The organism is Pseudomonas marginalis (assembly GCF_008692035.1).
Lineage (GTDB): Bacteria > Pseudomonadota > Gammaproteobacteria > Pseudomonadales > Pseudomonadaceae > Aquipseudomonas > Aquipseudomonas marginalis.
On the sequence record NZ_VTFG01000002.1, the window covers coordinates 1,644,172 to 1,665,495 of the forward strand.

Genomic DNA, 21,324 nt, shown 5'->3' on the forward strand with positions numbered 1-21,324 from the left:
ATTCAATCAAACCAGAAAGGCGCCCGCGTAAAACCGGTCGCCTTTTTTGCTGACTCCTTTGCTTTTGATGGAAATTGAAATGACCGACCAGACTACCCGCCTGCCGATCCGCCGCGCCTTGATCAGTGTCTCCGACAAGACCGGGATCCTCGAATTTGCCCGGGAGCTGGAAGCCCTGGGCGTGGAAATCCTCTCCACGGGCGGGACCTTCAAGCTGCTGCAGGACAACGGCGTGGCCGCAGTGGAAGTGGCGGACTACACCGGCTTCGCAGAAATGATGGACGGTCGCGTCAAGACCCTGCACCCGAAAATCCACGGCGGCATCCTCGGCCGTCGCGGCATCGACGACGCCATCATGACCGAGCACGGCATCAAGCCGATCGACCTGGTGGCCGTCAACCTCTACCCGTTCGAAGCCACCATCAACAAGCCGGGCTGCGACCTGCCGACCGCCATCGAAAACATCGATATCGGCGGCCCGACCATGGTTCGCTCGGCGGCCAAGAACCACAAAGACGTGGCCATCGTGGTCAACGCCGGCGACTACGCCCAGGTGCTGGAAAGTTTGAAAGCCGGCGGCCTGACCTACGCCCAGCGGTTCGACCTGATGCTCAAGGCGTTCGAACACACCGCCGCCTATGACGGCATGATCGCCAACTACATGGGCACCGTGAACCAGGCCGCCGAAACCCTGAGCACAGAAGGCCGCAGCCAGTTCCCGCGCACCTTCAACAGCCAGTTCATCAAGGCCCAGGAAATGCGCTACGGCGAGAACCCGCACCAGAGCGCGGCGTTCTACGTGGAAGCCAAGCCTGCCGAAGTGGGCATCGCCACTGCGACCCAACTGCAAGGCAAAGAACTGTCCTACAACAACGTGGCCGACACCGACGCCGCGCTGGAATGCGTGAAGAGCTTCGTCAAGCCGGCCTGCGTGATCGTCAAGCACGCCAACCCGTGCGGCGTGGCCGTGAGCCCGGACGCTGAAGGTGGCATTCGCCAGGCGTACGAACTGGCCTACGCCACCGACACCGAATCCGCGTTCGGCGGCATCATCGCGTTCAACCGTGAACTGGATGCAGAGACGGCCAAGGCCATCGTCGAGCGTCAGTTCGTCGAAGTGATCATCGCCCCTTCCGTGAGCGAAGAAGCCCGCGCCATCGTGGCGGCCAAAGCCAACGTGCGCCTGCTGGCCTGCGGCGAGTGGTCGGCTGAACGTGCCGCTGCCTGGGACTACAAGCGCGTCAACGGCGGCCTGCTGGTACAGAGCCGCGACATCGGCATGATCGGCAGCGCAGACCTCAAGGTAGTGACCAAGCGCGCCCCGACCGAGCAAGAGATCAACGACCTGATCTTCGCCTGGAAAGTGGCCAAGTACGTTAAATCCAACGCCATCGTCTACGCCAAGAACCGCCAGACCATCGGTGTCGGCGCTGGCCAGATGAGCCGCGTGAACTCGGCGCGTATCGCCGCGATCAAGGCCGAGCACGCCGGTTTGCAGGTGGCCGGCTCGGTGATGGCATCGGATGCATTCTTCCCGTTCCGTGATGGCCTGGACAACGCCGCGAAAGCCGGCGTGACTGCCGTGATCCAACCGGGCGGCTCGATGCGTGATGCCGAGGTGATCGCCGCTGCCGATGAAGCCGGCATTGCCATGGTCTTCACCGGCATGCGCCACTTCCGTCACTGATCCAACTCGAGCGAAATGTGGCAGCCGGTTTTGTGGCGAGGGAGCTTGCTCCCGCTGGGGTGCGAAGCGCCCCCAAAAGCGGGCTCCAGCTGCGCTGTCGAACGGGAGCAAGCGCCCTCGCCACAAGAGTCCGGCTCCACATTAAAGCGCTCGTGCAGCGCCTACAGAATTTGAGGTTTTTGAAATGAATGTTTTGATCATTGGCAGCGGTGGCCGTGAACACGCCCTGGCCTGGAAAGTTGCCCAGGACCCACGGGTCCAGAAAGTCTTCGTCGCCCCCGGCAACGCCGGTACCGCCATCGAAGCCAAGTGCGAAAACGTCGCCATCGACGTACTGGCCCTTGAGCAACTGGCCGACTTCGCCGAGAAAAACGTCTCCCTGACCATCGTCGGTCCGGAAGTGCCATTGGTTGCCGGTGTCGTAGACCTGTTCCGCAGCCGCGGCCTGGATTGCTTCGGCCCAACCGCCGGCGCGGCCCAGCTGGAAGGCTCGAAAGCCTTCACCAAGGATTTCCTGGCGCGCCACAAGATCCCGACGGCCGACTACCAGAACTTCACCGAGATCGAGCCCGCCCTGGCCTACCTGCGTGAAAAAGGCGCGCCGATCGTGATCAAGGCCGACGGCCTGGCCGCCGGTAAAGGCGTGATCGTCGCCATGACCCTGCAGGAAGCCGAAGACGCCGTGCGTGACATGCTCGCCGGTAACGCCTTTGGTGACGCGGGTTCGCGCGTCGTCATCGAGGAATTCCTCGACGGCGAAGAAGCCAGCTTTATCGTGATGGTCGACGGCAAGAACGTGCTGCCGATGGCCACCAGCCAGGACCACAAACGCGTCGGCGACGCCGACACTGGCCCGAACACCGGCGGCATGGGTGCCTACTCCCCTGCCCCGGTGGTGACCGCCGAGGTGCACCAGCGCGTGATGGACCTGGTGATCTGGCCGACCGTGCGTGGCATGGCCGATGAAGGCAATGTGTACACCGGTTTCCTCTACGCCGGCCTGATGATCGACAAAGCCGGCAACCCGAAAGTCATCGAGTTCAACTGCCGCTTCGGCGACCCGGAAACCCAACCGGTGATGCTGCGCCTGCAATCGAGCCTGGTGCTGCTGGTGGAAGCCGCGCTGGCCCAGGCCCTGGACAAGGTTGAAGCGCAGTGGGATCCACGTCCGAGCGTCGGCATTGTGCTGGCCGCCGGTGGTTACCCGGCCGACTACGCCAAGGGCGATGTGATTGAAGGCCTGGACGCGGCTGCTACCCTGGAAGGCAAGGTGTTCCATGCGGGCACCGCGCTCAAGGACGGCAAGGTCGTGACCGCCGGAGGCCGTGTGCTGTGCGCCACCGCCATGGGTGCCAGCGTCGACGCCGCACAGCAACAGGCGTACAAGCTGGCTGCAAAAATCGACTGGAAAGGCTGCTTCTACCGCACGGACATCGGCTACCGCGCCATTGCCCGTGAACGTGGCGAAAGCCTGTAACGCTAGCTATCCGTTCGGTTAGGCAAGGGCTTCTGGCCCTTGCCGTATACAGGCCTCCCCGCGCATAGTTAACCGTGCATCAACCTACGAAGGGATTTCGCCGTGCGCTGGCTCAGGATCGCCATAGGTTTCACTGTCAGTCTGCTGACGCTGCTCTGCCTGTTCCCGGCCCAGGCCGCCGCGCAAGGCAGTGGCTGGGCAGTATTGCTTGATGAACAGGCCGACCTGCAGCTGAGCGACATCCGCTCCTCGCGCTACACCAATCAATTCAGCCCCATCGAACTGGACCGCATTACCGCCGCGGAACCGGACGGTGCGTTGTGGGTACGTTTCAAGCTGCAACCCGGCAAGCACGAGCAGGTGCTGCGGGTATTCGCCCCGGACCTGGCGCACCTGAGCCTCTATGTGCTGGACGGCGACACCCTGATCGAGCAACAAAGCAGCGGTAACCGCCAGCCCCAGGCGGAACGCCCGCTGCCCAGCAACGATTTCATGCTGCCGATGCCCCAGAGCCAACAGACCCTCGACGTCTACCTGCGCCTGGTTTCCGAGCACGAACTGCGCCCCTATATCACCCTGGAACCGGCCGTGCTGGCCGCCGCCGACCAGACCCAGACATTGATCTACGGCCTGCTGTTCGGCTGCCTGCTGATGCTGATCCTGCACAACCTCACGCGCTTCGCTTACCACCGCTCGCGCAGCAGCCTGTGGCTGGCGGCCTGCGAACTGCTGCTGATGCTCAGCCTGGCGCTGCTGCTCAACCTGGTAGGCCCATGGCTGCCGAACTGGCACGCGGTCCAGACCCCGGGCGCCTACCTGGCCCTGCTGCTGACCGCGCCCTGCGGGCTGATGTTTGCCTATCGCTTCTTCATGCCCCTGGGTCCGCACCCGCTGAACAAGCTGTTGATGGCCGACATCCTGTTTATCGTGCTGTGCGGCCTGCTGCTGTTGTTCGTCAGTACCCTGCCGCTGAACATCATCACCTACGCGCTGGTGGCCCTGGCGGGCCTGAGCATGCTGTTTGTCTCGGCGTATCACTGGCAGAAAGGCTATCGCCCGGCGCGCTTGTTCGTGGCGGGCATGGTGGTGTTCAACATTGGTACGCTGATCATTCTCCCGGCGTTGCTGGGGCTGACGATGGTGTCGCCCCAGGGTTTGATCGTCACATTGCTGGCCTTCATCTGCCTGAGCGGCCTGTTGATGAGCCTGGCCCTGGGCGAGCGCCAGCGTGCGATTGTCGAGGCCCGCTTCAGCCTCAGCCGCGACCTGGCCGCCAGCAATGCCGAGATCGCCGCCAAGGCCGAATTCCTGGCCAAGATCAGCCACGAAATCCGCACCCCCATGAACGGCGTGCTGGGCATGACCGAACTGCTGCTGGGCACGCCACTGTCGGTGAAGCAGCGCGACTACGTACAAACCATCCACAGCGCCGGTAACGAGCTGCTGACATTGATCAACGAGATCCTCGACATCTCCAAGCTCGAATCCGGGCAGATCGAGCTGGATGACGTGCAATTCGACCTCAATGCGCTGATCGAAGACTGCCTGAGCATCTTCCGCGCCAAGGCCGAGCAGCAGAACGTCGAGTTGATCAGCTTCATCCAGCCCCAGGTACCCCGCGTCATCAGCGGCGATCCGACCCGCCTGCGCCAGGCGCTGCTGAGCCTGCTGGAAAACGCCCTGCACAAAACCGACGAAGGCGAAGTGCTGATCGTCGTCGCCCTGGACGACCGCAGCACCAAGCCGCGCCTGCGCATTGCCGTGCAGGACAGCGGCCTGCCAATGGAAGCCGCTGAACGCGAGGCCCTGCTGCACAGCGAGCTGCACAGCAAGAACTTCCTCTCGGCCACCCGCTTGAGCGGCCACCTGGGCCTGGTGATCGCGCGCCAGTTGATCCTGTTGATGAACGGTGAGTTCGGCATCAAGAGCGGCAGCCATCAGGGCAGCACGCTATGGCTGACGCTGCCGCTGGACCCGGAACGCCTGGAACACCCCACCTCCGACCTCGACGGCCCGCTCAAAGGCGCGCGCGTGCTGGTGGTGGACGACAACGATACGTGCCGCAAAGTGCTGGTGCAGCAATGCTCGGCCTGGGGCCTGAATGTCAGCGCCGTGCCGTCGGGTAAAGAGGCCTTGGCGTTGCTGCGGACCAAGGCGCACCTGCGCGATTACTTCGATGTGGTGCTGCTGGACCAGAACATGCCCGGCATGACCGGCATGCAACTGGCGGCGAAGATCAAGGAAGACCCGAGCCTGAACCACGACATCCTGCTGATCATGCTCACCGGCATCAGCAATGCGCCGAGCAAGATCATCGCGCGTAACTGCGGGATCAAGCGCATCCTCGCCAAGCCGGTTGCCGGTTACACCCTCAAGACCACCCTGGCCGACGAGTTGACCCAACGCAGCAAAGGTGGCGTGCAGCCCCGTCCGCCCCTCAGCGTCCCGGCGGCGGTGACCGTGCCCAGCGACTTCAGGATCCTGGTGGCCGAAGACAACAGCATCTCCACCAAAGTGATTCGCGGCATGCTCGGCAAGCTCAACCTCGACCCGGATACCGCCAGCAACGGTGAGGAAGCCCTCGAGGCGATGAAGGCCCAGCGTTATGACCTGGTGTTGATGGACTGTGAGATGCCGGTTCTCGATGGTTTCTCGGCCACCCAGCAACTGCGGGCGTGGGAAGTCAGCCACCAGCGCATTCGTACCCCCGTGGTAGCGCTCACGGCGCATATCCTCTCGGAGCACAAAGAGCGCGCACGCCAGGCGGGGATGGACGGGCACATGGCCAAGCCGGTGGAGTTATCACAATTGCGTGAGTTGGTGGAGTTCTGGGTGGCGCAGCGTCAACAACGGCCTGAACACGCCCCGTCCTGACTTTAAATGCAATTCCAATCTGGGTAGGGGCTTGCTTCAGTCAAGAGCGAACACTGTAACTGACTGGAATTAGGGCGAGCCCCCTCCCACATTTGATCTCTGGCGCCTGATAGACTCTCCACACTTTCCCCGCCCGCGAGCCCCCCCCATGCTCCACGTGTTATTCAGCGTTTACCTGAAGATGCTGGTGCTCTACAGCCCGTTCTTCGTGCTGTCCTGCTTTATCAGCCTGACCCGTGGTTATTCGAGTAAAGAGCGGCGGCGCCTGGCCTGGAAAGTAGCGCTGGCGACCCTGGTGTCCAGCGTGTTGCTCTACCTGTTCGGCCGGGTGATCTTCAGCGTGTTCGGCATCACCGTGGATGCCTTTCGCATCGGCGCCGGCAGTGTGCTGTTTATCTCCGCCCTGGGCATGGCCCAGGGCAAGTCGGCCGTGCAGACCGACAATGTGCAGCAGGACGTGACCATCGTGCCGCTGACCATTCCCCTCACGGTCGGCCCCGGCACCATCGGTGCGCTGTTGGTCATGGGCGTCAGCCAACCGCACTGGGATGACAAGATCACGGCCATCCTCAGCATCGCCCTGGCCAGCCTCACGGTCGGTGTGGTGCTGTACCTGTCCAACCGTATCGAACGGATTCTCGGTGACCAGGGCTTGCAGATTGTCAGTCGGTTGATGGGATTGTTCGTGTGTGCCCTCGCCGCGCAAATCATCTTTACCGGGGTGCGCGGCTACCTGGTGCCTTAGATCCGGTATTTGGCGATCGCCGACTGCACCTTGTCGCCCGCGCTCTCGCGCATCAGCTGGATGGTTTTTTCGTTGACCATCGAGGTATTCAGCACCAGGCAGGTCTGCCCGCTGAAGGCCTCGAACGAGGAACTGTCCCACTCCAGAAACGGCAGCCCCACCTGTTTGTTCACGCCTTGGGTGCTGTACGTCACCAGCACCATCATCAATTCGCCGTCGGTTTCGGCGCAGGATGCCAGGCCGAAATCACCGCCCTGGTGCACCGTACTGTTGCGCTTGAACAGTTCGAATGAACTCGGTTGCTGCTTCAGTGCCTCCAGCGCATCGGCTGCCAGTTTCGGCAGCGCCGTAACCAGCGGTCCCGAAACCGACGCCCCCGCCAGTATCGTGGCGATGATATTCAGCGCCGCCAATTGCACGGTCAGGCCCTTGCCCGACTGTGAGACCCGCTTGAAACTGCTGCGCACCGGCAGCCAGCCCAGGCTGATCATCACCTTGATAAATTCGTCGTACCAGGCCTCGGTACCTCGCTGGATCTTCAATACATCGCTGACGTAGCTGCTGGCCAGCAGATAGCTTTTGCGGATGTATTCCCGGTTCAACCCGGACAGCCCCTCGGCAAACGAAATCACGCTGTTGTTGACCACCGCCGCGTTGCAGTCGTCCTCCGTGTCGAGCGGCAATGAGGGCTGCGCACCTCGCGCCCTCGGCAATGTGTAGCGCGCAATCAACTTGCGCCGTTTTGTGTTGTTGATCCTTCTGTGATGTCGCTCCATTTCAGTTCTCCACAAACACCCCGGCTCGGGGCTTGTGTCCACACTAGTCCAGTCAGCGGCGGCTCTTCCATGCCACAAACATCGCTTGCCGGAACGCGGCAAAAAACGCTGCCCAGCAATGACAGGGCGCCCCTCGTGGCCTTCCGGCTTTCGTCACTCAAAAAAGAAAAAGCCCCGAGCAACAGCAGGTGATCACCCATTGTCATTCGGAGCTTTCGTGCAGCCATCCAGGCGTTTTCAGGAGGCGGGTTTTGCACCGTACCAGCGCGGTGTGTACACCCATTCACCGCCACCGGCGCGAGGGAATGTGCAGGTAGTGGATGAGCCGACCAGCACCATGGTGCGCATGTCCACCTGGTCTGGCGTGAGTTGCCCGAGGGTGGTGACGCGCAGGGTCTGGCCGGGGCGACCGATATCGCGACCCAGCACCACCGGGGTCTCAGGCCTGCGGTGTTGCGCGACGATTTCCAGGGCGCGCCCCAGCTGCCAAGGCCGCGAACGCGAGATCGGGTTGTAGAACGCCAGGGCCAGGTCGGCCTGGGACGCGAGGTCCAGGCGCTTTTCGATGATCGACCAGGGCTTGAGGTTGTCCGACAGCGACATCACGCAAAAGTCGTGGCCCAACGGCGCGCCGGCCTGGGCGGCAGTGGCCAGGGAGGCCGAAACCCCCGGCAGGATTTCCAGGTCGACCTGATGCCACGCCGGATCGCCGGACTCGTGCAACGCCTCGATCACCGCCGCCGCCATGGCGAAGACGCCCGGGTCGCCGGACGACACCACCACCACCGAACGCCCCTGGGCGGCCAGCTCGAAGGCGTGGCGGGCGCGCTGCATCTCTTCGCGGTTATCGGTGCAATGCTGTACCTGATCGTCACGGAACGGCCCGGCCATGCGCACGTAGGTTTCATAGCCCAGCACATCGGTGCAGCGCGCCAGCTCGGCCTTGACCGCCGGCACCATCAGCTCGGCGGCGCCAGGGCCCAGGCCGATCACGGCAAGGCGGCCGCGGCAGCGGCCGACCTGGGCCAGCTCCAGCGGTTGGTCAGCCACCTCGATGACAATATCGGCAGCCTGGGTAACGCCGCCAAAGCGCAGCGGCACGCCCAACGCCGACGCGGCTTCGTGCAACGACGGGTCAGCCATCTGCGTATCGCTGGCCAACAGGCACGCCAGGGATTGCACGGCAATACCCGCCTCGTGCAAGGCCGCGCGCACACGCTCGGCCAACTGCGCACCCGGCTTGCAGGTCACGCACACCGTCTTTGGATAGATCAGCAACTCGTTGGCGGCAGGCACACGCTCGGCACTGCCCACGTGAATGGCTAGATGCGCCTGTTGGTCCTGAGGCAAATTCGCCTGGTCCAACCACGGTGCCGCACCTTCGATGCGCACGCTTTCGCCCGCCAGCAGGTCGGACACGAAGCGCTTGCCCAGTTCCAGGTCTGCCAGCTCATAACCCGCAGGCGGGTTGAGCAGGCAGGTGCCGAAACGCAGCTCGCCACTGGTGGTGATCGCCGCAGCGACACCCAGTGCTGCCGCGATGTCCCGCGCCATGACGTTCACACCGCCAAGACCACCGAGCAACGGCACCACGGCGCTGCCATCTTCCGCCACGGCCAGCACGGCGGGTTCTTCGCCTTTCTCCAGCAGCAGCGGCGCCAGGGTGCGGATCACGATGCCGGCCGCACACAGGGCGATCAGCGGCGTGCCCTGCTGGTAGAGCTGACGCAGGGTCGCGCCGAATTCGCCGTAAGGCTGGTCCGCCCCCTCAACCCGCCCGGCCAGGCCGTGGATCAGTGCCCCAGGGTAAACCTGCTGGATCCTGCGCGCGGTGGCCAGGCTGCCCTGGCCCAGAATGACAATCGCCGGGGTCATCAACCTTGCCACCGTTCACCCGGCACGATGATCAGCGAGAAGTACGGCGAAGACATCGGCTCCACCTGGTCCAGCGCCACGATTTTCTGGTTGGCCATGGTCGCGCGCTCCACATACAGTGCGCGCTCGGCCAGGCCGAGTTCTTCGAGTACCTGGCGCACCTTGGGGAAGTTGCGCCCCAGCTTCATGATCACCGCCGCGTCGGCATCCGCCAGGCGGCGCTTGAGGTCTTCGTGGGGCAATACGCCCGACAGCACCGACAGGCTCTGGTTGCGATACACCAACGGCGCGCCCAGCACCGAGGCGCCGCCAAGCATCGAGCACACACCGGGGATAACCTCGGCTTCGTAGCGCTCGGCCAAGCGGTCATGCAAATACATATAGGAGCCGTAGAAGAACGGGTCGCCTTCACAGATCACCGCCACGTCGCGACCGGCGTCCAGGTGCACGGCCACCTCGACACTGGCGGTGTCGTAGAAGTCGCTGATCACTTGTTCATAGGACAACGGCGCCGGCAGCGCTTCGGTGGTCACCGGGTACACCAGCGGCATCAGGGTTTGCTGTGGCACCAGGTGGTCTTCGATGATGCCGAAGGCGTTACCCTTCTTGCCCTTGGCCACGAAATACGCCACCACCGGCGATTCGCGCAGCAGGCGCAGGGCCTTGAGGGTAATCAGTTCCGGGTCGCCGGGGCCGACGCCCAGGCCGATCAAACGTCCGCGTGCCGGCATTATTCGACCTCCGTGGCGAGCGCATTCACCGCCGCGGCGGCCATGGCACTGCCGCCCAGGCGGCCCTGCATGATCACGAACGGTACGCCGCGGCTGTCCGCTGCCAGCATCGCCTTGGATTCGGCCGCGCCGACAAACCCGACCGGGAAGCCGAGGATCAACGCCGGTTTTGGTGCACCCGCGTCGAGCATTTCCAGCAGGTAGAACAACGCCGTCGGCGCATTGCCGATCACCACCACGCTGCCTTCCAGGTGCGGACGCCACAGCTCCAGGGCCGCAGCGGAACGGGTATTGCCCAGCTCCCGCGCCAACTCCGGCACGCTGTCGTCGCGCAGGGTGCAGATCACCGGGTTGTTGGCCGGCAGGCGCGCACGGGTCACGCCTTCGGAGACCATCCGCGCATCACACAGAATCGGCGCACCAGCGGCCAGCGCATCGCGCCCGGCCTTGCCCGCACCGGTGGAGAACTGCAGGCCATCGATGGCCTCGACCATGCCGCAGGCATGGATCACCCGCACCGCGAGTTTCTCCAGGTCGGCCGGGATACGCTCCAACTTGGCTTCCGCGCGAATAATGGCGAAGGAGTTGCGATAGATCTCCTGACCGTCGCGGATGTAATCAATCATCGGTGTTGCTCCGTGGGTGAGCGCGCAGCAAGGCGCCCGCCGCTTCAATGGAAAGGGTGCGTGCGTGCAGCCGGCCGAAACCGGGGTGGGCTGCATCGCGAAAATACAGGTCGTAGTGGCCGGGGCTCACCGCCAGCAAGGTGACCGGCGCGATATGTGCGGCGGCGCAGGAACGCGAGCAGCCGGACAGGTGCACGTCATGGCCGGGATGCAGCGCGGCCAAGTGCACGGCGTCGGCCTTGGTGTCGGCGAGGGCTTTGGCGCAGCCGCTGGAACCGGTGCAGGCGATCACGCGGGCCAAGGGTTGGTCGACGGTGCAGAGGAAACCCAGTTGCGCCAGGCGTTGGGTCACGGCGTGAGGTTTTTCGACGTTGGGCAGTAACACACCTTGCCAGGGGGTGAAGCGCACGGTGCCGTCGCCATATTCGCTGGCGAGCTGCGCCACGCCTGTGAGCATCGTCGAATCCAGGCGCCCCAAGGGTGCGATGGCCGCGACGTAGAATTGATTGCTTTGAGCCTGTGGATAACTCCCGAGGTGCAGCAAAGCGCCGCTGGGCGGGCGTTTGAAGCCATCGGCCGGCAGCAGCGGCAGGCTGAGGCGGCTCAGCAACTTATCCACAGCCAGGTGGCGCATGCGGGTTTGTTCCGGGGTGGCGAGGTCAAGAAACGCCTCCAGCACCGCCACCACCAACCCATGGCCCTGTGCCAACGGCACGGCGGCCAACGGCGCATCCCGCCCTGGACAACCCGCCAGGCCGAACGCAAGGAGCGTCTCGCCATTGCGTACGAACGCCGACAGCCACAGATCATGATGATGCTCGAGCATCGCCAGGGCCTCGCCGCCATCCAGTTGCACGGCGAACTTGGCCGACAGCTCATGGAAACGCGGACGGTTTTGCAGGCTGGCGAGGATCTGCTCGGCCAGCGGCCGGGTGTCGAACAGCATCTGCGGGTCGATACCGGCGCTGGGGCTGAGCATCAGGTTGCGCACGTCATCGCCAGCGGCGTTACTCGGGCCCAGATCGGCGGCCAGCAGCATGGCGATCAAGGCGTCTTGCTCGGCACCGATCCCACGTATCTGCAGGTTGGCGCGGTTGGTCGCCTCGATCACCCCGCCCGCATAGGCCTGGGCCGCGTCCGCCACGGCACAGGCCTGGGCGGCGCTGATCGAGCCACCGGCCAGTTTGATCCGGCAGATGCCGCCATCCAGCGCCTGGACGATACGCAGCAACCCCGGACAAGCCGAGGGGCGCAAGGTATTCACAGCGGGCGTTGGGTTCACGGGGCTACCGGTTGACGGGTAAAGGCGCGGTATTATGCCTGCTTTGTCCGGCGGCATGAAAAGCCTGCCCGTCGGATGTCGCTCAAGGAATTGATATGTCGCCCTGGCTGACGGTTGTAGGCATCGGTGAAGACGGCTTCAAGGGGCTGGGCAGGAATGCCCGGCATGCCCTGTTGCGCGCTTCGCGGATTATAGGTAGTCAGCGCCAGTTGGACCTGTTGCCGGTGTGTATTCGCGGTGAGCGCCAGGTGTGGCCGAGCCCGTTCTCCCTGGAACCGGTACTGGCGCGGCGTGGCGAGCCTGTGTGCGTGCTGGCCAGTGGTGACCCGATGTTTTATGGCGTAGGGGCCAGCCTGGCGCGACAGGTGGCGGCTGAAGAACTGCTGATTTTGCCGGCGCCGTCGTCGGTGTCGTTGGCGGCGGCGCGGCTGGGCTGGCCGTTGCAGGAGGTGGTGACGCTGTCCGTAGTGGCCCGGCCAGTGGCGGCGATCAATGCGCATCTGGCCACAGGTGTGCGTATATTGGTACTGAGTAATGACGGCGGCAGTCCTGCGTTGATTGCTTCGTTGTTGGCTGAATCCGGGTTTGGGCCCAGCCGATTGACAGTATTTGAACACCTGGGCAGCGCAAATGAGCGGCGCATCGACGGTTTGGCTGAGGATTGGCAGCACGCCTGTGTCGCCGATTTGAACCTGGTCGCCATCGACTGCGTGGCCTCCAGCGACACACCACGTCTGTCGCGCCTCGCTGGCTTGCCCGATTCCGCCTTCCGGCACGACGGCCAACTGACCAAACGCGATGTGCGCGCCATGACCCTCGCCCGCCTCGCCCCGATGCCCGGCGAACTGCTGTGGGACGTGGGTGCGGGCAGCGGCTCCATCGGTATCGAATGGATGCGCGCCCATCCGAGCTGCCGAGCATTGGCAATTGAAGCAGACGAAGGCCGACAGGGCCTTATTGAACACAATCGCGACGCCCTCGGCGTGCCCGGTTTGCAGTTGATTCGTGGCAAAGCCCCGGAAGCGTTGCACGGCCTTACAGCTCCCGACGCCATCTTCATCGGCGGCGGCGTCACCCGCGACGGCGTGCTCGACACCTGCTGGCAACACCTGCGCCCCGGGGGTCGGTTGGTGGCCAATGCCGTCACCCTGCAAAGCGAAATGACCTTGATGAACTGGCGCGCGGCGCATGGCGGCGAACTGACGCGCATCCACGTCGCTCAGGCCCAGCCACTGGGTGAGTTCGATACGTGGCGCCAGGCGCTTCCAATCACCCTGCTGGAAGTGGTCAAGCCGCGATGAAACGCATCCTGCTGCTGGGCGGTGTGACCGAAGCGCTGGCTATCGCGCGCACCTTGGGGCCGGCGCATATCTACAGCCTGGCGGGTGTGGGGCGTGTGCCTACCGATCTTACCTGCCAGGTGCGTGTCGGCGGTTATGGCGGCGCCGAAGGCTTGGCGCAGTTTGTTCGCGATGAACAGATCAGCCTGATCCTCGACGCGACCCATCCGTATGCGGCGCAGATCAGCCGCAATGCCGCCGAGGCTGCACGGTTGGGCGGTGTGCAGTGTTGGGCATTGCGTCGCCCGGCGTGGCAGCCGCAGGCCGGCGATGACTGGCGGGAGGTCAATGACTGGGCTGAGTTGATCGACGCCTTGAAACCCTTCAAGCGTCCGCTGTTCACCTTGGGCCGCGAGCCATTGCAGCATCTCGACGAAATCCCCGCCGAGCAGTTCTGGACGTTGCGCGCGCTGGATGTGTATCCGGGGAATGATCGCTGTGAAGTGATCGGCGCGCGCGGACCGTTTCTGATCGAAGATGAACGCGCGTTGTTTGAACGGCGTGGGATTGATGTGCTGATCAGCAAGAACAGTGGCAGCACCGCCACCGAGCCGAAGCTGGAAGTGGCGCGGGAACGGGGGGTGCCGGTGTTGGTGTTGAAGCGGCCGGTGTTGGCGGCGGTGGATCGGGAGCTTTTGTCGCCCGCAGAAACAATCGATTCGTTGGCAGATTTCATTCGATAGATCAGGATCATCCGCCACCCTCTATCCAATCTTTTTGTTACCTCAAGGGACGGCGATGAACCCACAACACGAAGTGCTAAACTCCAGGAACAGTTCAAGCCAGGCCCAACGGTATTCAGGAGCTGACATGATAGAAGTTAAAGAAGCCGTACAAGTCGCCAAGGCGGTCGCAAACGACTTTCTCGGGCAAGAAACAGCACTACAAGACCTGATGCTTGAGGAAGTAGAGTTAGACCCAGACAATAAAACCTGGGCAATAACACTGGGCTTCAATGTCCCCAACCCTAATAACTATGAAAGGCTAGGCGCATCTTTAGCCGGACAAATGCATGCAAGAAAATACAAAACATTCATCATCGACTCGGAGACTGGCGAGTTCCGCTCCATGAAGATTCGCGAAGTATGATCGAAGCCTACATCAAGCAATACCGAAGAAAAGGAATCATCGTTGATACTAACTTGCTGCTTCTGGCACTGATAGGAGGAACGTCCAGCATCGTGGAGTTCAAGAGAACACGCGGCTACAGCGATGCAGACTATCAACTTTTGCTCAAAGTGATTGACCAGTTCGAAAAACTTGTTTCAACCCCTCACATTCTCGCTGAAGTCAGCAACCTGACAAATGGACTTCATGGAAACAAGCTGCGCGATTTTTATGCAACATTAAAAAACTCACTATCAACAATAATCGAGGTCCATCATCCAGCCTTGGATATAAGTCGCGATTATGAGCTTTCACCCTACGGCCTTACCGACGTTGGCATTGTTGCCGCAGCAAAAGATAACTATCTGGTTTTGACTGACGATCTCAGAGTCGCTGGGTTTGCTCATCAGCACTGCGTAGATGTCGTCAACTTCAATCATATACGGGAAGCCAGCTGGGAGGTCTAAGACCTGCCACACGATCATTCCCACACATATGCGCAGGAACGATCGCTCATCGAACTTGTTAACTACTCGCGGCGGTTGCCTGCCCTGCTCCTTCGTGCACCCTGTCAGCGAGCAATTGTGCCAGCTCGATCAACTGCGCAACGCCCAGTAATTCCTCGCGTGGTGCGCCTTCCAGGTTAAAGGCAAGGTCGCAACTCAGCGCGTTGGCCGAGGCAAGTGTTTCGCTGAGGTTGACCAACAGGTCTTCGGTGCTGATGCCATCGGCCACGGTGAACAGCCGGACGGGGGGATTGGGGGTGGGTTTGATCATTGTGAAGCTCCTCAGGAATGTGGAGCTGCCACTGATTCGCCGCGACGCGATAGGGTGGCAGCTGTACGCAGGTTCGCGGACCGGTCCCGAGGCAACCCGGCATACCCAAAGGTATCCCGCGCACAGCCGCCATAGCGCCGCACAGTAGACGATAAAAAAGCATCAACTGAAAGCAGACGATAGCGCTTTTGCTCTTAGGAAGTCGGGCCGCGACGCCCGTCCGCGGCATTTGCAGCGGTGTACGAAGACTAGAGATTGAGTTTCCTACCGGCAACCTCAAAGAGTTGTCGGAAGTTTCTGTGGAACGACCTCATATTCGGGCTGCGCGGCGGATCAAGGAGAATTTACCTACATGCGTAACGGAACCCGCTGACTACCTAGAACCGCATACCCTTGGCGATGATCCTCGACGCTTTGTCCTACGGCGTAAACATGAGGTTCACATGACTAACAAACCCCGTACGCAGCACCTGACTCGACCTGCTGAAAGCACAATTATCGAGCACATAATCGCGAACCCAGAGTTCGCGCACGCGCTAAGCCTTGAGGCCGACGAACTAAAATTGGATGAACCCGAAGTCGCAGCTCGATTAAACCAATGGCTGGAAAAAGCCCAATACCTATCTGACAGAAAGACGACGTTCACAGTTTTCGACGCTGCTGACCATCTCCACAAACAAGAAGAGATGGATGCTTTCCTTGAAGCCTGTATCGAAGAAGACCCAGGCGATGGCTCATTGATCAAGGTGGCGCGAGCCGACATTGCCCGCGCGACTCGCAGGCTCAACGCGAAGCAATAGCCACACACAATCCAAAATGTGGGAGGGGCGTTGACTTGAAGATCGGCATCCTCTCGATTCCCCGTCTATCCTCAAACCCAGCACTGCGACACCAAACCACACCACCACTTTTTACTTATCCCCCCCGATCAGGCTAAATACCCGCCTGATCGTTTAACCCTACGGATTGTCCGCCATGGCCCGTCAACGCTTTGCAATTGCCTGGATCGCCTGCCTTGCAGTGCTGTTCAACGCCTTTGCCATGCCAATGGCCAGCGCGATGCAACAATCCAAGGACCCCGTGCAGCAATTGCTGTGGGGCAGTTTCTGTTCGTCCAATGGCGCCAGCATGAAGACCATTGCCCTGGGCAAGCTGGAGATTCCGGCGCCGCAGCCGGACGATCATTCCACCATGCAGCATTGCTGGTGTTGCTCGGGCTCGGCGCCGTTGGTGGCGTTGCCGGGGCATGTGCCGCAGTTGTATCTCACGCGATTCGAGACGGTACAGCGTCAACCACACACCCCATTGCAAACCCCCACCCCGCGCCAGCAATGGCCGAGCCTTAACCCCCGCGCCTCTCCAACGTCCTGATCTTCTTCGCAAGTGAACTGCGTTTAGAACCGTTCTGGAGAACTGCCATGCTTAAATCTTCCCTGCTTCTGGCTGCGTTGCTGCTGCCGGTGTTCAGTGCTGCCAATGCCGAAGACTACAAGGCCGGCGACCTGCTGGTCAGCGATCCCTGGTCCCAGGAATTGCCGCCCAACGCGCCCACCGTCGCCGCGTATTTCGTGATTCATAACACCGGCGCTACCCCGGACCGCCTGCTCAGTGTCGACACACCAGTGGCCGACAAGGCCGAGCTGCATGAGCATGTGATGCAGGGCGACTTGATGAAGATGCAGCAAGTCCCCAGCGTTGCCGTACCGGCCAAGGGTGACCTGACCTTCGCGCCCATGGCGTATCACGTCATGTTGCTGGGCCTCAAGGACCGCAGCCTGCTGGCCGATGGCAAGCAATTCCCGCTGACCCTGACCTTTGAAAAAGCCGGCAAGGTCGAGGTGGAAGTGTCGGTACAGAAAGTACCGCCGATGGCCGGCCACGCGCACAAGCACCCTCAATAGACTGACTCCAGATGGGCGCCCCTCGCGCCAGGCTATCCCCACACCGCCGCGTGAAGCGCGGCAGTTGGATCAGCCTGTTCGCCATGCTGATGATCTTTATCGGTCCGCTGATTTCCCAAGCGATGCCGATGGATCATCACGCCGGTATGTCGATGAACATGTCCATGGACATGCCCGGCGACCACGGCGACGTCCATCACAAGAAAGCCCCTGACGAACACCACGCGCTCTGGTCCAAGTGCGGCTATTGCGACTTGCTCTACAGTTGCCCGGCCCTGCCCGGCAGCGTGTCATTCACGGCCATCGGTACCCCGCCGCCGGCCAATGCCCTTACCCCCGCACCGCGCCTGGGCCATGCCCGGCAGAGCATCTTCCCCGGCGCCCGCAGCCGCGCCCCGCCCATCGCCTCGTAAGCACCTGACACCGTTACTTCACCCCGGCCGACTTTAGACAGACAGCCGCAGGCTGCTGGCCGTGTTGTTTACGATTGATTGATGGAATTTGTCATGTCCAGGTTTACTGCTGACTCCCGTTTGGGAAGCACCTCTGTGCTCGCTGCCCTATGCGGCGCCCTGCTCGTTCCCCACGCCCAGGCCGATGAACATGCCGAGCATGAGCTGACGCCCACGGTGATCACCGCCATTGCGCCCAGCTCGCCGCTGACCGTGGTCACCAACCCCAAGGACCCACGCCAACCGGTGCCCGCCAGCGACGGCGGCGACTACCTCAAGACCATCCCCGGCTTCGCCCTGGTACGCAACGGCGGCACCAATGGCGACCCGGTGCTGCGCGGCATGTTCGGCTCGCGCCTGAACATCCTCACCAACGGCAGCATGATGCTCGGCGCCTGCCCCGGCAGGATGGATGCGCCGACCTCCTACATTTCGCCGGAAACCTACGACAAGCTCACCGTGATCAAAGGCCCGCAGACCGTACTCTGGGGCCCCGGTGCTTCAGCCGGCACCATCCTGTTCGAGCGCGAACCGGAACACTTCGGTGAACTCGGCACGCGGCTCAACGCGAGTGTGCTGGCCGGCTCCAACGGGCGCTTCGACAAGGTCATCGATGCCGCCGCCGGTGGGCCGCTGGGCTATGTGCGGGTGATCGGCAACCAGGCCCATGCCGATGACTACAAGGACGGCAACAACGACACCGTCGCCTCGCGCTACGACAAATGGAATGGCGACGTCGCCGTCGGCTTCACCCCGGATGCCGACACCCTGCTGGAGCTCACCGCCGGCCGTGGCGACGGCGAAGCGCGTTACGCCGGGCGCGGTATGGACGGTTCGCAGTTCCTGCGCGAAAGCCTGGGCCTGCGCTTCGAGAAATCGAATATCGGCGAAGTGCTGGATAAGGTCGAAGCCCAGATCTACTACAACTACGCCGACCACGTGATGGACAACTACAGCCTGCGCACACCCTCAGGCACCGGGATGATGGCCGGGCCCATGGCCTCCAACGTCGACCGCCGCACCCTCGGCGCGCGCATCAAGGCCACCTGGCGCTGGGCCGATGTACAACTGATCAGCGGCCTGGATGCGCAGACCAACGAACACCGCCAACGCAGCAGCATGGGCATCGACACCTACAAGGATTTGCCCAAGGTCAAGGACGCCAACTTCCACAACTACGGCGTATTCGGCGAACTGACGTGGTACGCCGCCGACCGTGACCGCCTGATCACCGGCGCGCGCCTGGACCGCGCCTCGGCCAAGGACTTCCGGCAAACCACCGGCTCCGGGATGAGTGCACGCGCCAACCCGACCGCCGACGACATCCGCGCCGATACGTTGCCCTCGGGTTTTGTGCGCTATGAGCACGACCTGGCCGACAGCCCGACCACCCTCTATGCCGGCCTGGGCCACTCGGAGCGCTTCCCGGATTACTGGGAGCTGTTCTCGCCCAACACCGGCGCAGTCGGTTCGGTCAACGCCTTCGACGGCGTGAAGCCGGAGAAAACCACCCAGCTCGACGTCGGCGCGCAGTACAAAGCCGACAACCTCGAAGCCTGGGCCTCGGGCTACGTCGGCCAGGTGCGTGACTTCATCCTGTTCGACTACCGGGCGGGGATGATGGGCACCACCTCCCAGGCGCGCAATGTGGACGCGCGCATCATGGGAGGTGAACTCGGCGCGGCCTACAAACTGACGCAGAACTGGAAAGCCGATGCCACCCTCGCCTACGCCTGGGGCAAGAACAGCAGCGACGGCAAGGCCCTGCCGCAAATGCCACCGTTGGATGCACGCTTCGGCCTGACCTACAGCGAAGACGACTGGAGTGCCGGCGCGTTGTGGCGGGTAGTGGCGGCGCAGAACCGCATCGACCAGAACAAGGGCAATGTGGTCGGCAAGGACTACGACAAGAGCGGCGGTTTTGGCGTGTTCTCGGTCAATGGCGCCTATCGCATCAACAAGAATTTCAAGGTCAGCACCGGCGTCGACAACCTGTTCGGCAAAGCCTACGCCGAGCACCTGAACCTGGCCGGCAACGCCGGGTTCGGCTACCCGGCCAACGACCCGCAGGCCATCAAGGAGCCGGGGCGCACCCTGTGGACCAAGGTTGACATGAGCTTCTAAAAGCATCGCGGGCAAGCCCCCTCCCACAGTTGGAATGCATTCCACATGTGGGAGGGGGCTTGCCCCCGATAGCAGTCTGACCAACGACAAAAAATTCAAGCTTTGCGGAGCATCCCTGATGACCACTCAAAAAGTTTCCTTCTACAACCTGGCCTGGCGCTGGCACTTCTACGCCGGCCTCTTCGTCGCCCCTTTCATGGTGCTGCTGGCCCTGACCGGCATCATCTACCTGTTCAAACCCCAGCTCGATCCGCTGATGTACAGCGACCTGCTCAAGGTGCAAAGCGCCGAGCACGCCTTGAGCGCCGACGAACAGTTGCAACGCGCCCAGGCGGCCTTTCCCCAGGGCAAGATCAGCAAGTACCTGCCACCCGCCGACGCCACCAGCAGCGCGCAGTTCGTGATGCACGACGGCGGGCGCGAAGTGATAGTGTTCGTCGACCCCTATCGTGGCACCGTACTCGGTGAGCAGGATGCGAAAAACAACCTGCAAGCCATCGCCCGCGCCCTGCACGGCGAGCTGATGATCGGCACCGTCGGCGATCGCCTGGTGGAGCTCGCCGCCGGTTGGGGCGTGATGCTGGTGGTGTCCGGCCTGTACCTGTGGTGGCCGCGCGGCAAAACGTCGGCCGGGGTGTTATGGCCGCGTTTCACGAGCCGTGGCCGCGTGTTCTGGCGTGACCTGCATGCCGTCGCCGGCTTCTGGGGCGCGGCGTTTCTGCTGGTGATGCTGCTCAGCGGCATGACCTGGACCGGCTTCTGGGGCAAGCAATACGCCGACCTTTGGAACACTTTCCCGGCGGCGATGTGGAACAACGTGCCGCAGTCCGATCAGCAGGCGCGGGTGCTCAATACCGCAACGCAACAGACCGTGCCCTGGGCCATGGAAAACACGCCGATGCCGATGTCCGGCGACCATGCCGAACACATGAACCACGGCGCCATGCACGCTGCTCCCGCCGCGCCCACGGTGCGCCTGCAACAGGTGGTGGACCTGGCCACGGCACGCAAGGTCGAGCCCGGCTACAGCATCACTTTCCCCACCACCGCCGAAGGCGTGTTCACCGTCGCGGTGTTCGCCGACGACCCGCGCAACGACGCCACCCTGCATGTGGACCAGTACACCGGCAAAGTCCTCGCCGATGTGCGCTGGGCGCACTACAACACCGTGGCGCGGGCCACCGAGACCGGCGTGATGCTGCACGAGGGCAAGATGTTCGGCTGGGTGAACCAGCTGATCGTGCTGCTGATCTGCCTGATGATCCTGCTCAGCGCGGTGAGTGGCGTGTTGATCTGGTGGAAGCGTCGGCCCCAGGGCGGCCTGGGAGTTCCGCCGTTGCGTCATGACCTGCCGAAGTGGAAAACCGCGATGGTGATCATGCTCGGGCTGGCGCTCCTGTTCCCGCTGGTGGGCGCCTCGTTGATCGCGGTCTGGGCGCTGGATCGCCTGGTGTTTTCACGGTTGTTCAGCCAACGTGAATCCACCTCAGGTTCGCTATGAAGTAGGCGAGATGCCCTACATAGAGGCGTTAGGTAGTCTTACGCGGGCT

20 protein-coding genes are annotated in these 21,324 nt (G+C 62.6%); 14 read left to right on the forward strand and 6 right to left on the reverse strand.

Annotated elements, in window-relative coordinates; translation table 11 throughout:
- The first annotated feature begins 79 nt into the window (after positions 1-79).
- The 4 genes from purH to FX984_RS27880 all read left to right on the forward strand — a co-directional run bounded on the left by purH (position 80) and on the right by FX984_RS27880 (position 6,783).
- On the forward strand, positions 80-1,687 hold the full coding sequence (gene purH / locus FX984_RS27865) for a bifunctional phosphoribosylaminoimidazolecarboxamide formyltransferase/IMP cyclohydrolase (RefSeq protein WP_131696714.1): 1,608 nt from the start codon (positions 80-82) through the stop codon (positions 1,685-1,687).
- Between the two features lie 184 nt (positions 1,688-1,871).
- Positions 1,872-3,164, forward strand: a complete 1,293-nt coding sequence (gene purD / locus FX984_RS27870) for a phosphoribosylamine--glycine ligase (protein WP_027607754.1) — start codon at positions 1,872-1,874, stop codon at positions 3,162-3,164.
- Between the two features lie 102 nt (positions 3,165-3,266).
- Entirely contained in the window at positions 3,267-6,038 is a 2,772-nt protein-coding gene (locus FX984_RS27875; RefSeq protein WP_027607753.1) for a hybrid sensor histidine kinase/response regulator, read from the forward strand.
- Positions 6,039-6,186: 148 nt separating this feature from the next.
- The gene (locus tag FX984_RS27880; protein ID WP_003217330.1) at positions 6,187-6,783 is read left to right on the forward strand and encodes a MarC family protein; all 597 of its coding nucleotides are present in this window, start codon (positions 6,187-6,189) and stop codon (positions 6,781-6,783) included.
- On the opposite strand, the gene FX984_RS27885 is transcribed toward FX984_RS27880, so the two are convergent.
- From FX984_RS27885 to cobG, 5 genes are all read right to left on the reverse strand, one after another.
- Positions 6,780-7,559 carry a hypothetical protein gene (locus FX984_RS27885; protein ID WP_027607752.1) on the reverse strand — a complete coding sequence of 260 codons (780 nt, stop codon included), beginning with the start codon at positions 7,557-7,559 and terminating at the stop codon, positions 6,780-6,782. The two genes, FX984_RS27880 and FX984_RS27885, sit on opposite strands and share 4 nt — an antisense overlap.
- A gap of 237 nt (positions 7,560-7,796) precedes the next feature.
- The gene (gene cobJ / locus FX984_RS27890; RefSeq protein WP_098480451.1) at positions 7,797-9,434 is read right to left on the reverse strand and encodes a precorrin-3B C(17)-methyltransferase; all 1,638 of its coding nucleotides are present in this window, start codon (positions 9,432-9,434) and stop codon (positions 7,797-7,799) included.
- A complete protein-coding gene (locus FX984_RS27895) occupies positions 9,434-10,165 on the reverse strand; it encodes a precorrin-2 C(20)-methyltransferase (protein ID WP_027607750.1) in 732 nt (243 codons plus the stop codon). Before FX984_RS27895 ends, cobJ begins: the two co-directional genes overlap by 1 nt.
- On the reverse strand, positions 10,165-10,791 hold the full coding sequence (locus FX984_RS27900) for a precorrin-8X methylmutase (RefSeq protein WP_027607749.1): 627 nt from the start codon (positions 10,789-10,791) through the stop codon (positions 10,165-10,167). The genes FX984_RS27895 and FX984_RS27900 overlap by 1 nt, the downstream gene beginning before the upstream one ends.
- Positions 10,784-12,130, reverse strand: a complete 1,347-nt coding sequence (gene cobG / locus FX984_RS27905) for a precorrin-3B synthase (RefSeq protein WP_146478269.1) — start codon at positions 12,128-12,130, stop codon at positions 10,784-10,786. Before cobG ends, FX984_RS27900 begins: the two co-directional genes overlap by 8 nt.
- Before the next feature lie 38 nt (positions 12,131-12,168).
- Here cobG and cbiE point away from each other — a divergent pair, with 38 nt between their 5' ends.
- The 4 genes from cbiE (at position 12,169) to FX984_RS27925 (ending at position 14,987) form a co-directional block, all read left to right on the forward strand.
- Positions 12,169-13,374 (forward strand): precorrin-6y C5,15-methyltransferase (decarboxylating) subunit CbiE, encoded by a 1,206-nt coding sequence (cbiE, locus tag FX984_RS27910; RefSeq protein ID WP_146478271.1) that lies wholly within the window; start codon positions 12,169-12,171, stop codon positions 13,372-13,374.
- A complete protein-coding gene (locus FX984_RS27915) occupies positions 13,371-14,096 on the forward strand; it encodes a cobalt-precorrin-6A reductase (protein WP_146478273.1) in 726 nt (241 codons plus the stop codon). The genes cbiE and FX984_RS27915 overlap by 4 nt, the downstream gene beginning before the upstream one ends.
- A 127-nt stretch (positions 14,097-14,223) precedes the next feature.
- The gene (locus FX984_RS27920; RefSeq protein WP_065925573.1) at positions 14,224-14,502 is read left to right on the forward strand and encodes a hypothetical protein; all 279 of its coding nucleotides are present in this window, start codon (positions 14,224-14,226) and stop codon (positions 14,500-14,502) included.
- Entirely contained in the window at positions 14,499-14,987 is a 489-nt protein-coding gene (locus FX984_RS27925) for a PIN domain-containing protein (RefSeq protein ID WP_027607744.1), read from the forward strand. The genes FX984_RS27920 and FX984_RS27925 overlap by 4 nt, the downstream gene beginning before the upstream one ends.
- Before the next feature lie 58 nt (positions 14,988-15,045).
- Here the strand turns inward: FX984_RS27925 and FX984_RS27930 are convergent, their stop codons facing one another.
- Complete coding sequence (locus FX984_RS27930; protein ID WP_027607743.1) at positions 15,046-15,297, reverse strand: DUF6124 family protein; 252 nt, start codon at positions 15,295-15,297, stop codon at positions 15,046-15,048.
- Positions 15,298-15,740: 443 nt separating this feature from the next.
- On the opposite strand from FX984_RS27930, the gene FX984_RS27935 reads away from it, so the two are divergent.
- The 6 genes from FX984_RS27935 to FX984_RS27960 all read left to right on the forward strand — a co-directional run bounded on the left by FX984_RS27935 (position 15,741) and on the right by FX984_RS27960 (position 21,275).
- Entirely contained in the window at positions 15,741-16,097 is a 357-nt protein-coding gene (locus tag FX984_RS27935) for a helix-turn-helix domain-containing protein (protein ID WP_154905406.1), read from the forward strand.
- A gap of 175 nt (positions 16,098-16,272) precedes the next feature.
- Positions 16,273-16,668 (forward strand): DUF2946 domain-containing protein, encoded by a 396-nt coding sequence (locus tag FX984_RS27940; RefSeq protein ID WP_098480458.1) that lies wholly within the window; start codon positions 16,273-16,275, stop codon positions 16,666-16,668.
- 47 nt (positions 16,669-16,715) lie between these two features.
- Positions 16,716-17,198, forward strand: coding sequence for a copper chaperone PCu(A)C (locus FX984_RS27945; protein WP_027607741.1), 483 nt, complete (start codon positions 16,716-16,718; stop codon positions 17,196-17,198).
- 11 nt (positions 17,199-17,209) lie between these two features.
- Positions 17,210-17,611, forward strand: coding sequence for a DUF2946 domain-containing protein (locus tag FX984_RS27950; protein ID WP_027607740.1), 402 nt, complete (start codon positions 17,210-17,212; stop codon positions 17,609-17,611).
- Between the two features lie 93 nt (positions 17,612-17,704).
- Positions 17,705-19,774 (forward strand): TonB-dependent copper receptor, encoded by a 2,070-nt coding sequence (locus FX984_RS27955; RefSeq protein ID WP_146478274.1) that lies wholly within the window; start codon positions 17,705-17,707, stop codon positions 19,772-19,774.
- A gap of 118 nt (positions 19,775-19,892) precedes the next feature.
- Positions 19,893-21,275 (forward strand): PepSY-associated TM helix domain-containing protein, encoded by a 1,383-nt coding sequence (locus FX984_RS27960; protein ID WP_146478275.1) that lies wholly within the window; start codon positions 19,893-19,895, stop codon positions 21,273-21,275.
- Positions 21,276-21,324 lie beyond the last annotated feature (49 nt).

Bases quoted from the DNA above. Each gene is read 5' to 3' on its own strand.
- purD (WP_027607754.1), top strand. From the start codon at position 1,872: ATGAATGTTTTGATCATTGGCAGCGGTGGCCGTGAACACGCCCTGGCC.
- FX984_RS27920 (WP_065925573.1), top strand. From the start codon at position 14,224: ATGATAGAAGTTAAAGAAGCCGTACAAGTCGCCAAGGCGGTCGCAAAC.
- FX984_RS27880 (WP_003217330.1), top strand. From the start codon at position 6,187: ATGCTCCACGTGTTATTCAGCGTTTACCTGAAGATGCTGGTGCTCTAC.
- FX984_RS27950 (WP_027607740.1), top strand. From the start codon at position 17,210: ATGGGCGCCCCTCGCGCCAGGCTATCCCCACACCGCCGCGTGAAGCGC.
- FX984_RS27930 (WP_027607743.1), bottom strand. From the start codon at position 15,297: ATGATCAAACCCACCCCCAATCCCCCCGTCCGGCTGTTCACCGTGGCC.
- cobJ (WP_098480451.1), bottom strand. From the start codon at position 9,434: ATGACCCCGGCGATTGTCATTCTGGGCCAGGGCAGCCTGGCCACCGCG.
- FX984_RS27935 (WP_154905406.1), top strand. From the start codon at position 15,741: ATGACTAACAAACCCCGTACGCAGCACCTGACTCGACCTGCTGAAAGC.
- purH (WP_131696714.1), top strand. From the start codon at position 80: ATGACCGACCAGACTACCCGCCTGCCGATCCGCCGCGCCTTGATCAGT.
- FX984_RS27900 (WP_027607749.1), bottom strand. From the start codon at position 10,791: ATGATTGATTACATCCGCGACGGTCAGGAGATCTATCGCAACTCCTTC.
- cobG (WP_146478269.1), bottom strand. From the start codon at position 12,130: ATGCCGCCGGACAAAGCAGGCATAATACCGCGCCTTTACCCGTCAACC.
- FX984_RS27915 (WP_146478273.1), top strand. From the start codon at position 13,371: ATGAAACGCATCCTGCTGCTGGGCGGTGTGACCGAAGCGCTGGCTATC.
- cbiE (WP_146478271.1), top strand. From the start codon at position 12,169: ATGTCGCCCTGGCTGACGGTTGTAGGCATCGGTGAAGACGGCTTCAAG.
- FX984_RS27925 (WP_027607744.1), top strand. From the start codon at position 14,499: ATGATCGAAGCCTACATCAAGCAATACCGAAGAAAAGGAATCATCGTT.
- FX984_RS27940 (WP_098480458.1), top strand. From the start codon at position 16,273: ATGGCCCGTCAACGCTTTGCAATTGCCTGGATCGCCTGCCTTGCAGTG.
- FX984_RS27945 (WP_027607741.1), top strand. From the start codon at position 16,716: ATGCTTAAATCTTCCCTGCTTCTGGCTGCGTTGCTGCTGCCGGTGTTC.
- FX984_RS27895 (WP_027607750.1), bottom strand. From the start codon at position 10,165: ATGCCGGCACGCGGACGTTTGATCGGCCTGGGCGTCGGCCCCGGCGAC.
- FX984_RS27960 (WP_146478275.1), top strand. From the start codon at position 19,893: ATGACCACTCAAAAAGTTTCCTTCTACAACCTGGCCTGGCGCTGGCAC.
- FX984_RS27955 (WP_146478274.1), top strand. From the start codon at position 17,705: ATGTCCAGGTTTACTGCTGACTCCCGTTTGGGAAGCACCTCTGTGCTC.
- FX984_RS27885 (WP_027607752.1), bottom strand. From the start codon at position 7,559: ATGGAGCGACATCACAGAAGGATCAACAACACAAAACGGCGCAAGTTG.